Origin of the sequence: Aeromonas sp. 1HA1 (assembly GCF_029237385.1) — a bacterium.
GTDB classification, from domain to species: domain Bacteria; phylum Pseudomonadota; class Gammaproteobacteria; order Enterobacterales; family Aeromonadaceae; genus Aeromonas; species Aeromonas popoffii.
In genome coordinates, this window is sequence record NZ_JAACGC010000088.1 from 1 (window position 1) to 14,644 (window position 14,644).

A 14,644-nucleotide genomic window follows, 5' to 3' on the forward strand; every position below is an offset into this window, starting at 1 on the left:
ATTGGCGAGGCCGATACCCTGGAAAAGCTCGAAGCCCTGCTGCCATGGAACGTCCCGCTGGAGCCGATTGCAAAAAAAGTGGCGCAATACGGTAAAGGCAAGTAGGTCGATTTAACGGCGCTTACAATTTATCAACCCCCAATCACACGTGACATTGGTAATGAACGAGTAACACCTAATTATCATATCATTGCCTTGATAAATTGTTCGCGGTAAACGTTGGGCTTCACTTCGTTCAGCACCAACCTACGATTTAGCCCAACATACGAGATGATCAAAAGGGATCGCAATAATCGAATAACACCGGATTATCCGATTATTGCCTTGATAAAGGTATTCGCGGTAAACGTTGGGCATCACTTCGCTCTGCACCAACCTACGATTTGGCCCATGATACGAAACTACTCTTCGTAATCATCATACTCTGGCTCTATATATCCAAAGTCGATGGTATTTATAGGACTTACAATTTCAACCTCATCTATAGATAGTTCATCAACAGGGCCATTTAGGTCACCAGAAATTGTAATTAGAATTTCCGACTCGAACTCACGCTCCACTCGTACAGTTACTCCTCCCATCGATACATGATCTCTATCAATAGAGTCATATACAGATAATGAAAAATCACCCTCTGCCTCGACAACAATATTAGCTGAGGCTTCTAACACGACCCAGTCTTCATCCTTATCAACTATACGAAACTCATGCTCAAGCAATGAGAAATCTTTGAACCAGCCATGACTACCATCAGCTTCCCAATAAAACGCTGAGTCAGCCTCTTGATCTGGTGTAAATCCATCCAAAGCAGATTCTAAAAGAGAATTTATTTCAGCAAGAAACTTCGTGGCTGAACCTGAATTTAAAGCTGTCTCAAGATTTGCTAACAACGTATATGGTGCATTGGTTTGGTTAAAAACTTCCAAGCCGCGAGAAAAATCATCTTGATAGTTTATTCTCGTTGAGTTCTGACAAAAATTTTTCCAATCTCCATCTTTGGCAATAGCTAGAACATATTCGTTATTCTTATCAGCCCAAGCTTCAACAGCCATAAGAACTATAGCGTCAGGAAATTCATTTTTCTTTTTCCCTGTCTCTGCAAATGGTGGCTCATTGGAAAAATATTTAGAAAGTAAGTCAGAAACTGAAACGTAACTCCCAGTTTCCAGAACCAAAGCGCCTGTGGAATCTATAAATTTATTCATCCGACTCTCAGCGAGTCCATTAACCTCTTTACTGTCAACAAGCATTTTCTTTGCATCATTCAATTCACTACCATCAAAGAAGAGATGGTCACCAGCCTCATTGAGGGCTTTTTCTAAAGCTGCACGTGAAGCACTAATTTTACTTTCTAAGTGCCGCTGAACTTCATTTTTCACCACATCGGGTAAAATGTATTCTATAGGGCTTTTTTTGAATTGTGACAGTTTTCCCAACAACCCTTTTTCCAGCTTTAATCCATTACCATCAAAAATTGATGTATCGACTAAAATAGCGCCATATTCAATTTCATCATCTGACATTTATCATTACCTCACAGAAATAATGTCAGCATTATGATTTAGGTCATACAACTCGTCCAAGGCATACTTTTAATCCAATAAATTCATAATTAAAACTTTAGAGCTCTCCCTCAATTTATAACTAAAAAAATTATTTTTACATGATCTGGAACAAAACTTGCTGTATCCCTCCCCTTAGATCCCGGCAACCGGTCGCGAGGGGCCCATGACACCGACCTTTATCAAAAGCAATGCTGCCGCCCAGCTCACCATGACCGTCGAGGTGATGGATGAACAGGGACAGCTGCAAACCCGCCAAATCGCCTGTGAGCGGCCACTGACGGTCTACCTCAACTGGAAGGAGATAGTCACCCTGATGACACTGGGGGCCCGCCCCGAGGCGCTGGTGCTGGGTTATCTGAAAAATCAGGGCTTTATCGAGGATATTGCAGCCATCGAGTCGGTGATCGTCGACTGGGAGAGCGAGGCCGCCGCCGTGGTGAGCAGCCAGCAGGCCGCCGATCTCGACAAGTCACTGGAGAAGAAGACGGTCACCTCCGGCTGCGGTCAGGGCACCATGTATGGCAGCGTGATGAAGAAGCTCGAAGGGGTGGTCTTGGCGGCGCCGGAGCTGAAACAGAGCACCCTCTACGCCCTGCTCAAGGCGCTGTCGGCCCATAACGAAACCTACAAGATGGCGGGCGCCGTGCATGGCTGCGCCATCTGCCGTGGCGCCGAAATCCTCTCTTTTGTCGAGGATGTGGGGCGCCACAATGCAGTGGATACCCTGGCGGGCGAGCTCTGGATGAGCAGCGAGGCTGGCCACGACAAGATCTTCTACACCACAGGGCGGCTCACCTCGGAGATGGTGATCAAGGTGGCGCAGATGGGCATTCCGGTGCTGCTGTCGCGCTCCGGCGTCACCCAGATGGGGCTGGATCTGGCCCGCCAGCTCGGTATCACCATGGTTGCCCGCGCCAAGGGGCGCCACTTCGAGCTCTTTACCGGCCACGACCAGCTGGTGCTGGACGAGAAGCCGCCGGTGCTGGCGCCAAGTTCAGCTGGTCGCGGCATGCGGGATTCAGCCATGAACGAATTGATGAGTGCCGAGCAGATTGCTCTGTATCTCGACCGGTCCAGCCAGAGGGTCAAGCGCAAGCCATGAATGAGTTTATGAACGTAAAGCAGGTGGCGGAATACCTCGATCTCAACGAGAAGAAGGTCTACCAGCTCGCCAACGAGGCGCGCATCCCCGCCACCAAGGCGACCGGAAAGTGGCTGTTTCCCCGCTCCCTGCTCGATCGCTGGCTGCTCGGCAGCTGCCACGAGGGGGTGATGAACGACCGGCTGCTGCTGGCGGGCTCCGACGATGTGCTGCTCCACTACGCCAGCAGCCGTTTGGCCCAGCAGCTCGGCACCCAGGCACTGGTGGGCTACACCCCGTGCGGCACCCGTCAGGGGCTGGCGATGCTGGCGCGCGGCCATGTGGAGATCGTAGCCATCCACTGGGGGCAGGCCGAAGAGGCCCATCTGCGCCACCCGGCGCTGGTGCAGCAGTATCAGGGCCACCGGCAATGGGTGATCGTTCATGGATTTAGGCGGGTGCAGGGGCTGGTACTGCGGCAGGGGCTGCAACCCAAGGAGGCGAAAGAGGCGCTCGACTGGCGCTGGGCCATGCGCCAGGAGGGGGCGGGCAGCCAGCGCGCCCTGCAGGAGTGGCTGCAAACCCAGGGTGAGTCGCTGACCCGGCTGGAGCGCACCCTCGAGGTCAACAGCGAGCGGGAGCTGGCCGCCGCCATCAGTCGCGGCGATGCGGACGTCGGGCCCGGCGCCCAGAGCACCGCCACCGAGTTTGGCCTCGGCTTTATGCCGCTGTCGCAGGAGTGCTTCGATCTGGTGATGCCGCAGGGGGTCTTCTTTCGCACCCTGCTGCAACAGCTGATCGGCTGGCTGCAATCCCCCGAGGGGCGCGAGCTGGCGGCCCGCCTCGGCGGCTATGACCTGACCCAGAGCGGCAAGCTGGTGTGGAGCCCGCAGTAAATAACCACTCACCCACCGACAAAACAGCCCGCCAACCATGTTGACGGGCTGTTTTTATCACGGGCCTTTTTATAACAGCCTCAATCGCTTGTCTCACGCCCCTCGGCATTGAGGGCGATGCGCCACCCTTCCAGTTTCACGGGCTCACTGCCGCTGGGCAGCAGGGCGTGGCTGCGCAGCCGCACGGTAAAGCAGCTCCCCTGCCCCGGGGTGGAGTCCACCAACAGCTCCCCGCCCCAGCGGCTGATGATGCGGTGGCTCAGGGCCAGCCCCAGCCCGGTGCCGGTGGCGCGGGTGGTGAAGAAGGGGTCGAAGATCTTGTCCATGATGGCGGCCTCGATGCCGCTGCCGTTGTCGATGACCCGCACCTCGGCCCCTTGCAGCGCTCCCGCCTCATCGCACCAGTCGCGGCTCTCGACCCGGATCTCCCCCTGCTCCCCCAGCGCGTGGCTGGCGTTGACCAAGAGGTTGATCAGCACCTGCAACAGTTGCTGGCGATCCGCCTCGATGGGCTGCTGGGCCCTGAGATCGGCCACCAGCGCCACCTGCTGCTGGCGCAGGGCTGAACGCACCAGAGTCAGGCTCTCTTCAATGATGGGGGTGAGGTGCTGCCAGACGGGCGCTGTCTCGTAGTCGCCGGGGCGCGAATATTGCAGCAGGCTGCGGGTGATGGCGCGAATGCGCTCGATCTGGGCCAGCACCAGCGCCAGCTCCTCGCTGACCGGCTCTGCCGCCTCCCCCAGCTCCAGCTTCATCAGCTCCACATTACCGAGGATCACCGCCAGCGGGTTGTTGATCTCGTGGGCCACCCCGGCCGAGAGCTCGCCAAGGGCCGCCAGCTTCTCGCTGATGAGCAGCTGCTGGCGCGCCTCGGTCAGCATATGGATATGATCTTCCAGCTCGGCAGTCTTGAGCTCGAGGCTTTGGGTACGCTCGGCCACCTTCTGCTCCAGCTCGTCGGCGCTACGGGCCATCTGCTGCTGATGCGCTTCTTGCCTGTCCAGCATGGCGTCAAACTGGCGACCGAGTTGGGCCAGCTCGTGATCGGGGTCGAGCGCCAGCGGGCCGATGCGAGCCGACTCCCCGGCCTGCACCTGCCGCACTACCTTGTGCATCCGCTCGATGGGGGAGAAGAGATCCCGCGCGCCGCGATAGACCAGCAGGCCAGAGAGCAGCAACAGCAGCACTACGCCGGAGCCCAGCTCCACCAGATTGGTGAGATAGGTGCGGATAATGGGCCACTCGAGAAAGCCAACATAGAGCATGCCGAGCCGCTCGCCCCTGGCTCCCAGCAGCGGCTCGTAACCCGAGACATACCAGGCGTCGTGGACGAAGGCGCGGTCAACCCACATCTCCCCCCGCCCCAACACCTGCTCGCGCACCGGTGGCGAGACCCGGGTGCCCACCGCCCGGCCCAGCTGACGGCTGCTGCTGGCAGGCACGTTGGTGCTCACCCGCAGATCGTCGAGAAACAGGGTGACGGTGCCAACGCTGCCATCCGGCAGGGTATTTTTGGCAAACACCTGCCCCTTGAGCTCATCCACCAGCCGGGTGCTGCCGTTGACAAGCTCGCCCCCCTCCAGCACGGCCCAAAGGGAGCCGTCGCGGCCCATCACAGGGGTCAGTGACAGGCTGATCAGCCCCCTGTCCTCCACCACCCTGGTGCCATCCCGCTGCCACAGTACGGCCCGCTTGGCCAGTTGCGGGGAGAGGGCGAGCATCTCCTGCTGCGACCAGACCACGAAGTGGCTGACGCTGCGCCCGGCCGTGAGGGCGGCGCGCTCCTGCGCCGTCAGCTGATCCAGCTCGGGGCCGCGGCGCAAGCGCAGAAAATCGAGACCATAGTTGGCCGCCAGCGGCATCACCCAGTCATGCAGCTGATCCGGCGATTCCCGCAGCCGCAGCTGAAAGGCCCAGGCATCGCGCAGATGCTCGAGATGCTCGGTCTGTCGCTGCTGCTGCACCGTGATGGCGTGGTGGGCCACCCCGAGATCGCTGCGCACCGTGGTGAGCAGGTTCTGCCAGCTGTAGGTGAGGGTCCAGTAGAGGGTGAGCGCAATCATGCCCACCAGGGTGAGCATGATGGGTACCGAGGTGAGCAGCAGCAGGCGCCAGCGTACCTTGGTCTTGAGCCAGCGCGGCAACAGGGTCACAGCGGCGCCATCCGGTTGCAGATGTTCATTCGATGGCCCACTCCTTGAACTTGCGCTCCAGGGTCTTGCGCGCCACCCCCAGCACCCGGGAGGCGGCGGATTTGTTGCCATCATGGCTCGCCACCACTTGCAGAATATGGGCCTTCTCCACCTCGGCCAGCGGCCACGCCAGCGGATAGCCCTCTTCGCTCTCCCCCTGCTCTGCCGCCTTGTTGCTCTGCCAATAGTCGGCGGGGGGCTTGCCCAGCAACAGGCAGCGCTCGATCAGGTTGCGCAGCTCGCGCACGTTGCCGGGCCAGGGATAGGCCTGCATGGCCACCACGTCCTCGTGGGTCCAGCTTAAGGAGCCCATCCCCATCTCGGCGGTGAGCTGGCGAGTGAAGTGATGGACCAGAGCGGGGATGTCGTCGACGCGATCGCGCAGGGGCGCCACCGGCAGCGCCACCACATTGAGGCGGTAGAAGAGATCTTCGCGAAAGCGGCCCGCCTCCACCTCGGCTTTGAGGTTGCGGTTGGTGGCGGCGACGATGCGCACATCCACCGACAATTCACGTTCGGCGCCGACCGGCCGGATCGCTTTTTGCTCCAGCACCCGCAGCAGGGAAGATTGCATGGCGAGCGGCATCTCGCCTATCTCGTCCAGAAAGAGGGTGCCCTGATGGGCAACCCGGAACAGGCCGTCGCGCCCCTTGCGGGCACCGGTGAAGGCCCCCTGCACGTGACCAAACAGCTCGCTTTCGAGCAGCTCGGGGGCGATGGAGGCGCAGTTGAGGGGCACAAAGGCCCCCATACGACCGGAGAGCTGGTGCAGGGCGCGGGCAACCAGCTCCTTGCCGGTGCCAGACTCCCCCTCCACCAGCACGGCGGCGTTGGAGGGCGCGACTCTGGCGATGAGCGTTTTGAGATCCCGGGTCTTGGCGCTGTCGCCGATCAGGGTGGGGGGGAAGAGCTTGCTCACCTCCCGACGCAGCAGCAGGTTCTCCCGCTCCATCTGGCGGCGCTCTATCACCCTGTCCACCGCCTGCACCATCTGATCGAGGTTGAAGGGCTTGAGGATGAAGTCGCTGGCGCCGAGCCGCAGCGCCTTGAGGGCGGTATCCATGTCGCCGAAACCTGTCATGAAGATGATGTCGCTGCGACGGGTCGCGGGGTCGATGGCTTCGTGCCATTCGATGCCGGAGCGCCCCGGCAGCCGGATGTCGGCAATGATGAGATCGAAATGCAGGCGACAGCGCAGGGCTTCCGCCTCCTCCACGCTGGCGGCCGTCTCTATCTGGGCGAAGCGCCTGGCCAGCGCTTTGGCCAGAAAGCTGCGCATGCCGGGTTCGTCATCGACGATGAGCAAAGAGAGGGCAGACCAGCGGCTGGCGGGTGCAGTCATGACAAAAGTACCTCGAATGCAGGTAAGGTCGGAGAATGTCCCGATAACCGGAACTTTAGTGGGACATTTTGTCCTTACCGTATCAAAAGCACCAACACCAATTATTAAAAGCGATAACACGCTCACCTAAATGATTCTAATAAACGTCTGTTTTTAAAAGGCAAACTGCAAATAAAACAGGAAAGGAACAGTTTGGCACCCTGTTTGCTTACGCTTGCCCTCTCCTCATCCACCCTGAAAAAGTTGCATCAAGATGACGATCAAAACCCATCTCAAACGTTTTGCCCTCTCCCTCGCGGCCAGCCTGCTGATCGCCGGCGCAGTCCACGCCGATACCACCAAGGCGCCTATCCGCCTCGCCACCACCACCAGCACCGAGCAGTCCGGTTTGCTGGGCTGGCTGCTGCCCCAGTTCACCAAGGAGACAGGTTATCCGGTGCAGGTGATGGCGGCCGGTACTGGTCAGAGCCTGAAGATGGGTGAAAATGGCGATGCGGATCTGGTGATGACCCATGCCCCCTCTGCCGAGAAGGCCTTCGTCGACGCAGGCTTTGGTATCGAGCCGGTGCACCTGATGTACAACGACTTCGTCATCGTCGGCCCGGCGAAAGACCCGGCGAGTCTGGGCAAGCTGCACGACGCGGCCAAGGGGCTGCAAGCCATCAAGGATCAGGGCCAGACCTTTATCTCCCGCGGTGACGAGTCCGGCACCCACATCAAGGAGAAGACCCTGTGGCAAGCCGCTGACGTCAAACCCGAGTTCCCCGGTTACAAGTCCATCGGCCAGGGTATGGGGCCGACCCTGACCATGGCCTCCGAGCTCGGTGCCTACACCCTGACCGACCGAGGCACCTGGCTCGCCTATCAGAGCAAGCTGGATCTCGCCGTGCTGCTGGAAGGTGACAAGCGCCTGTTCAACCCTTATCAGGTGATCCTGGTCAACCCCAAGCGCTACCCGGATCTCAATACCGAAGGAGCCCGCACCCTGAAGAACTGGCTGGTCTCCGAGCATGGCCAGACGCTGATCGGTAACTTCAAGGTGGCGGGTCAGGCGCTGTTTGTAGCCGATGCCAGCGGGCAATAATGCCGACCCTGCTGGATACGACCGCATTGACGGCCCTCGCCCTGCCCTCTGAGAGAGGCGCCTGATGCCAACCCTGCTGGATACAACGCTGGCGGCGCTTGCCCTGCTGTTCAGTGGCGACACAGAGCTGTGGCAGGTGGTGGGGGTCTCCTTCTCCGTCTCCTGCCTGGCACTGGCGCTGGTGCTGGTGCCGGCGCTGCTGCTCGGCTTTGTGCTGGCCTATCTGCCGATCCCGGCGCGCTGGCTCTGGCTCTCCTGCATCAATACCCTGCAGTCGGTGCCGACCGTGGTGATCGGCCTCTTGCTCTACATGCTGCTCTCCCGGGCAGGCCCCTTTGGCGACTGGAAGATGCTGTTTACCCAGCAAGCCATGGTGGCTGGCCAGATGCTGATCGCCTTCCCCGTCATCGCCACCATGGCTCACGCCGCCTTCATTCAAAGCGATCGCCGCGCCTGGGAGACAGCACTCACCCTGGGGCTCTCCTGGCCAAAGGCGCTGCTCGGGCTGATGCGCGAATGCCGCTTCGGCCTGTTGGCGGCGGTGATCGGCGCCTTCAGCCGCATCGTCACCGAGGTAGGCTGCTCCATGATGGTGGGGGGCAATATCCTGCATTTTACCCGCAACATCCCCACTGCCATTGCGCTGGAAACCCAGAAGGGTGCCTTTGCCCAGGGGGTGGCGCTCGGCATAGTACTGTTGAGCCTGGCCCTGCTGCTCAACCTGCTGCTGACCGCGTGTCGCGGCCACAGCTATCTGAAGAACTGACCATGCCCCCACTGTTTATCAACTGGAGTACCCCATGGCCCTGACCGCCCACCAGCTGATGATGCGCTTTGGCGAGCGAAACCTGTTCCAGATAGAGCGGATCTCCATCGCGGCAGGCGACGCCATCTGGCTGCGCGGGGCGAACGGGGTGGGCAAGACCACATTGCTCAAGATACTGGCCGGCCTGCTGACACCAACCCAGGGCCACACCAACCTCGCCCGTGGCTGGCGCGCCAGACTCGAACAGTGGATCAAACGGGATCCCGGCCCGGGCCGGGTCACCTATCTGCACCAGACCCCCTATCTGTTCGATCGCAGCGTGCACGACAACGTGGCCTGGGCCCTCGGCCATCAGGCCGCCGACGAGGTGCGGGTGTTCGAGGCGCTGCGCCGGGTCGAGCTGGAAGGCGTGGCGCGGGAACACATCAGTATTTTGTCCGGTGGCGAGCGCCAGCGTCTGGCCATGGCCCGCGCCTGGGCGCTGCAGCCCGCCTTTTTGCTGATGGATGAACCCACCGCCAATCTGGATGCACATTCGGTTGCCCTGATGGCCGCCTTGGCGCAAGATCTGCGGGAACAGGGCAGTGGCCTGGTCATCATCAGCCACCAGAACAACGATCTGACCGACCTGTGCGAGCGGCAATGGACCCTCGCCCGTGGCAAACTGCACGAACCCACCCCTTTGAAAATCATCGAGCGACATGACCTCAAACAGCGAATCCAGAACTGATGCCTTCCCCGTCTCTGCCGTGATCCTGGCCGGTGGCCGCGCCACCCGCATGGGGGGCGAAGACAAGGGCTGGGTCCAGCTTGCGGGCCGCCCGCTCATCGATCACGTGCTTGACCGGCTCCAGCCCCAGGTCGACGAGATCCTGATCAACGCCAACCGCAGTCAGGCGCGCTATCAGGCGCTGGCTCCCGTCATCAGCGATGACAATCGCGACTATCTCGGCCCGCTGGCGGGCATGCAGGTCGGCCTTGCCGCCGCCCGCCACGACTGGGTGCTGTTCGTCCCCTGCGATGGCCCCGCCCTGCCCTGTGATCTGATGAGCCGCTTTCGCGCCGCCCTCACTCCGGGCACCGAGCTGGTGGTGGCTCACGACGGCGACTGGCTGCAACCCGTGGTGGCCCTGCTGCACAAATCCCTGCTCCCTTCCCTTTGCCGCGCGTTGGCCGAAGGGGAGCGCAAGATAGATATCTGGTTTGCCCGCCACCAGATGGCGGTGGTGAGCTTTGCCGATGAGCCGGATGCCTTCATCAATCTCAACAGCCCAGCCGAGCTGGCCGCCTACGAAGCACGCCTGCTGAACTCGACTATCGACCCCCAACAAGGAGCCGCGCTATGACCCTGGCGATGACGACCCCGGCCCCCACCCTTCCCCTGCTCGGCTTTGCCGCCTGGAGCGGCACCGGCAAGACCACCCTGCTGGAACAACTCATCCCCATTTTGGTGAGTCGTGGCTTGCGCCTTGGCGTACTCAAGCACGCCCACCACGATTTTGACATCGACCAGCCGGGCAAGGACAGCCATCGCCTGCGCAAGGCCGGTGCCAGCCAGATGATGGTTGCCTCCCGCCGCCGCCATGCTCGCATCATTGAGACCGATCTGGCCGAAGCCGACTTTCACCAGCTGCTGGCAAGCTTCGATCAGACCGAGCTCGATCTGCTGCTGGTGGAGGGGTTCAAACACGAGCACTTCCCGAAAATCGAGCTGCACCGCGCAGCGCTCGGCAAGCCACTGCTGTTCCCGGACGATGACGATATCATCGCGCTGGCAAGCGATACGCCGCAGAAAACCACTCTGCCCCAACTCGATATCAATGATCTGGCGGCCATCGCCGACTTCGTCTGTACCCACTTGGCTCAATCGCGGCAACGGGAGCAGACACCGGGAGCCGGTTTTCTATCCGTGGAGGAGGCCCGCCAGACCATTCTGGACGCCCTCACCCCAACCCCACGCAGCACCGACATGCCGCTGGCCCAGTGCCACGGCGCCGTGCTGGCAGCCGATCTCGTCAGCCCCATCAATGTGCCGCCCCACGCCAACTCGGCGATGGATGGGATTGGCCTTCGCAGCGACGATCTCGCCGCTGGCCGCTGGCAACTGGTGGGTGAAGTGCTGGCGGGCCAGCCGCGCCATGAGCCTGTGCTGGCGGGTCAGGCGGTGCAGATCATGACGGGCGCGCCGCTGCCCCCCGGCGTGGATACCGTGGTGATGCGGGAAGAGACGCTTATTGAAAGTGAGTGGGTCACGGTGAATGCCCCGATCCGGGCGGGGCAGAATGTGCGTCTGGCCGGTGAAGATCTCGCCAGGGGTGCGGTCGCCATCCCGGCCGGTACTCGCCTTGGCGCCCCCCAGCTGGGGTTGGCGGCATCGCTCGGTCAAGCCACGCTCAGCGTGCGAACCCCGTTGAAAGTGGCGCTGTTCAGTACCGGCGACGAGGTGCAGGCACCGGGCGAGGCCCTGGCCCCCGGCCACATCTTCGACAGCAACCGCTTCACCCTGATGGCGCTCATCGCCGCCGCCGGCTGCGAGGTGATGGATCTGGGCATTATCCCCGACGATCCCGCCATACTGCGCCAGCAGCTAGAACAGGCATCGACCAGCGCCGATCTGGTGCTGAGCTCGGGCGGCGTCTCGGTGGGCAATGCCGACTACATCAAGCAGGTGCTGGCGGAGCTTGGCCAGATAGCCTTCTGGCGCATCCAGATGCGGCCGGGTCGCCCGCTGGCGTTTGGCAAGCTGGGGGTCACCCCCTTCTTCGGCTTGCCGGGCAATCCGGTAGCGGCCATGGTCTGCTTCCTGCAGTTTGTCGAGCCTGCCATCGCTTGCTTGCAGGGCCGGGTCTGGCAACCGCTGCGCCTGTCGGCACAGGCCGAACAAAAGATGCAGAGCCGCCCGGGCCGCACCGAGTTTCTGCGCGGCGTCTTCCATCAGGATGCCAGCGGCGTGCTGCGAGTGCGCACCACAGGGCCACAGGGCTCCGGCATTCTGAGCTCCATGGCCGATGCCAACTGCCTGATTGAAATTGTCCCCGCCCAGCCGGCCATCGCACTCGGCGAGCGGGTCTGGATCCACCCACTCCAGGGACGAGTGGCCTGATCAATCGCGAGCATCCCGCAGGTCGTTGCGGGGTGCTCGCGCCCATGACCCGAGGCTTGTCCGTTGCGCCTGAATACGCCGCTATCACATCGTCCACTGCCTGCGTATCGCACTCGGCAAGCGCCCCTGCATGGGGCGGCTCATAGTTGAGCGCAGCCGCGCGATCCGGTGATGGCCAACATGTTGCAGTAGCTAAGGATCGCCAGGGCACGCACACGGCGGTGATGCCAGGGGTGCTATTGCGTCTGCCGGAACAAACCGGTTCAGCTCTCGCCACAGGCGGGATCAATGTCCCGGCAACCACTCCAGATACGCCGGATTGGCAACAAAACCAACGCGTTCATACAGAGGGCGTCCCTCATCACTGGCATGCAGCCACACCTTGCCCAGTTGTTCGGCGCAGGCATAGGCCACCATGGCATTGAGCAGGGCGCTGGCCATGCCCTGCTTGCGGTATGCCGGCAGTGTATACATGTTGAGCAGATAGGCCTCCCGCCCCGACAAGTTGCCAGGATAGGGAGGCCGCACAAACAGAGCCAGCGTGCCGCTCGCCACCACTTCCCCCCCGACCTCGGCCACCCAGGACCGCGCACTGCCATCAGCCTGCGCCGTGCTGAAATAGGCACTGGTCGCCTGCCAGAGATCCACATCGACCAGCGGATCGCTCAGCTCACCCACCTCACAAAACAGCCCCATGCGCAGGCTCACCAATACGGGAATATCAGCCTGCGTTGCCTGACGAACGATCATCTGCACCTCCTGATGCCATCACTACTCCAAAGATGACAAGGCGTCCCCGAAGGCGCGCCTTGTGAAAGAAGCAGTGTGTGCCGATATATAGCCCCTTGGCAAGGCGACAGCACTCCCATGCCAGGAGACGTCAACTCACCCGGGCCAGCCACATCCAACCCGCAGTGGACTGGAAGAACACCACCATGGCCATGGGCGGCCGCTGCTGCCGCCGTGGTGCCCTCGGGGAGGCGCCAGCTTGACTGGCCAGTATGACAGCCGTCGGGGCCGACGATACTCTGGCACTATTGACGGTTGTGAAGGATGGAGACAACTCCAAGTTAGCCCGCGCCCAACGCGACCGGCTGCGAGAGAGCGTCAATATGCACACATGGCTACTTCCTCCCATTGGTCGGCGGAAAGAGACGATGACCCATGCCGCATTTTTCTGGGCACCGACCTATGGCCAACGCCCTCCGGCTCGCAGAAATGACGCGCACCACCTCATTTCCGAATCAGCCAAGGAACAACTGACAGCAATTTGCCCAGCGCTGCGGCAGGCACGGTTCAGTCACCAGATAACAGAAGACGCCCAACGGCGGTGACACCGCGGCTTTCGTTGCGGATCAGTTATTGGAACGCATTCAACATATGAGATAATAAAATAGAATCCTGTACATGATGTATTATAAATGTATTCGTATGTACTCGGGATCTGTTATGAAAAGCCACACTTACACAATGACTATATTCTTATCCATTTTTTTCATTTTCCTAGGAAATGTGTACCCCTCATCAGAAAAACCTACAACAATTATATTAGGTGTAGAAGATGACTGGGCTCCCTACTGTTTCTTAAATAAAGAAACTGGACATCTTGACGGTTTTACACCCATTGTAGTTCGTGAAGCTTTTAAAAAAGTAGGCATTAACACTGAGTATAAAGTAATTCCATTTTCACGCTGCATGTACCTAGCACTTACTGATGTTATTTCCGGTTGCTTTAATGCTGCCATAACAAGAGACAACAAAAATAAATATGTGTGGCCAAAAACGCCACTTGTAAACGAACCGCTAGGGGTTTTTTCATTGACGTCAAAGAGTAGAAGTTATGATGCATCAGGACAAGTTGGGGTGTATGAATTGCTATCAGGTAACAGGGTTGGCGCTACACTGGGTTATTCATACCCAACCGAAATACTTGAAAATTCTGAAATCACTTTCGAGAAAGTAAAGTCTGACAGTGTGCAACTCGATATGCTTTTGCGAAACAGAATAGATTTTGCCTTACTGGGAAAGGGTTCTGGTTATTATCTTGCAAGTAAGAAAAATATTAGGGATCAAGTTGTAGATGTTTTTACCATTTCTACTAATGGTGATTTTTATATCGCATTATCAAAAGCAACTGGCAACGGAGAGTACCTTAGCACTATGTTTGACAAAGGCATGCTTGAATTAATTAAATCTGGTGAATACAATGAATTAAAATCCCAACTAGAGCAACATTTCAATATGAGCACTGGCGATATATCAGGTATGCAGGTGGATGCCAACATAATGACTAAATAATAGATGAAATAAATTGACTGATGACGATATTGCTTCCCACATCAGCCATCAAGCCATAACCCCCCAACCTAGAGTGATATCGGTAATACCTTGGTATTGTGGACATTCTCTGTGATTGGGCGTCAAATGGAATAGATTTTGGTTATATAAATACCACATTGCTTTTCGGATCTCTAATAGCCCCAACCATGAGCCTGTAAATCCAATTGTGTAACCGCCCACGAATAAGTAACTTTTTCAAAAGGATACCTTCGTGGGTAAGCAAATGGACCAAGACAAACTCAAAGCACTCGCCGCTGAGCTGGCAAAAGACATCA

At 59.0% G+C, this 14,644-nt stretch carries 11 protein-coding genes and 1 pseudogene; 8 read left to right on the forward strand and 4 right to left on the reverse strand.

From position 1 onward, the window contains the following. Positions 1 to 401: 401 nt before the first annotated feature. Positions 402 to 1,523, reverse strand: coding sequence for a PIN domain-containing protein (locus GWQ22_RS19020; RefSeq protein WP_275931289.1), 1,122 nt, complete (start codon positions 1,521 to 1,523; stop codon positions 402 to 404). Between the two features lie 205 nt (positions 1,524 to 1,728). Between GWQ22_RS19020 and GWQ22_RS19025 the strand changes: the two are divergent. Both GWQ22_RS19025 and GWQ22_RS19030 read left to right on the forward strand, forming a co-directional pair. After that, positions 1,729 to 2,583 (forward strand): annotated as a pseudogene (locus GWQ22_RS19025) (formate dehydrogenase accessory sulfurtransferase FdhD); the annotation flags it as partial. A gap of 92 nt (positions 2,584 to 2,675) precedes the next feature. After that, positions 2,676 to 3,542 (forward strand): helix-turn-helix transcriptional regulator, encoded by an 867-nt coding sequence (locus GWQ22_RS19030; RefSeq protein ID WP_265457948.1) that lies wholly within the window; start codon positions 2,676 to 2,678, stop codon positions 3,540 to 3,542. Positions 3,543 to 3,622: 80 nt separating this feature from the next. Here GWQ22_RS19030 and GWQ22_RS19035 read toward each other — a convergent pair whose 3' ends face one another. Beyond that, entirely contained in the window at positions 3,623 to 5,695 is a 2,073-nt protein-coding gene (locus tag GWQ22_RS19035; RefSeq protein ID WP_275931290.1) for a HAMP domain-containing sensor histidine kinase, read from the reverse strand. A gap of 25 nt (positions 5,696 to 5,720) precedes the next feature. Continuing rightward, positions 5,721 to 7,076, reverse strand: coding sequence for a sigma-54 dependent transcriptional regulator (locus GWQ22_RS19040; RefSeq protein ID WP_108537378.1), 1,356 nt, complete (start codon positions 7,074 to 7,076; stop codon positions 5,721 to 5,723). 253 nt (positions 7,077 to 7,329) lie between these two features. On the opposite strand from GWQ22_RS19040, the gene GWQ22_RS19045 reads away from it, so the two are divergent. The 5 genes from GWQ22_RS19045 (at position 7,330) to GWQ22_RS19065 (ending at position 12,029) form a co-directional block, all read left to right on the forward strand. Continuing rightward, a complete protein-coding gene (locus tag GWQ22_RS19045; protein WP_275931291.1) occupies positions 7,330 to 8,160 on the forward strand; it encodes a substrate-binding domain-containing protein in 831 nt (276 codons plus the stop codon). Positions 8,161 to 8,224: 64 nt separating this feature from the next. Next, positions 8,225 to 8,926 carry an ABC transporter permease gene (locus GWQ22_RS19050; protein ID WP_275931292.1) on the forward strand — a complete coding sequence of 234 codons (702 nt, stop codon included), beginning with the start codon at positions 8,225 to 8,227 and terminating at the stop codon, positions 8,924 to 8,926. 34 nt (positions 8,927 to 8,960) lie between these two features. Next, positions 8,961 to 9,656: an energy-coupling factor ABC transporter ATP-binding protein gene (locus tag GWQ22_RS19055; RefSeq protein WP_275931293.1), complete on the forward strand. Its 696-nt coding sequence runs from the start codon at positions 8,961 to 8,963 to the stop codon at positions 9,654 to 9,656. Beyond that, on the forward strand, positions 9,628 to 10,272 hold the full coding sequence (mobA, locus tag GWQ22_RS19060) for a molybdenum cofactor guanylyltransferase MobA (RefSeq protein ID WP_275931294.1): 645 nt from the start codon (positions 9,628 to 9,630) through the stop codon (positions 10,270 to 10,272). The genes GWQ22_RS19055 and mobA overlap by 29 nt, the downstream gene beginning before the upstream one ends. Next, positions 10,269 to 12,029, forward strand: coding sequence for a bifunctional molybdopterin-guanine dinucleotide biosynthesis adaptor protein MobB/molybdopterin molybdotransferase MoeA (locus tag GWQ22_RS19065; protein WP_275931295.1), 1,761 nt, complete (start codon positions 10,269 to 10,271; stop codon positions 12,027 to 12,029). The genes mobA and GWQ22_RS19065 overlap by 4 nt, the downstream gene beginning before the upstream one ends. 285 nt (positions 12,030 to 12,314) lie before the next feature. On the opposite strand, the gene GWQ22_RS19070 is transcribed toward GWQ22_RS19065, so the two are convergent. Then, positions 12,315 to 12,779 (reverse strand): GNAT family N-acetyltransferase, encoded by a 465-nt coding sequence (locus GWQ22_RS19070; RefSeq protein ID WP_275931296.1) that lies wholly within the window; start codon positions 12,777 to 12,779, stop codon positions 12,315 to 12,317. 699 nt (positions 12,780 to 13,478) lie between these two features. Here GWQ22_RS19070 and GWQ22_RS19075 point away from each other — a divergent pair. Next, entirely contained in the window at positions 13,479 to 14,327 is an 849-nt protein-coding gene (locus tag GWQ22_RS19075) for a transporter substrate-binding domain-containing protein (protein WP_275931297.1), read from the forward strand. Positions 14,328 to 14,644 lie beyond the last annotated feature (317 nt).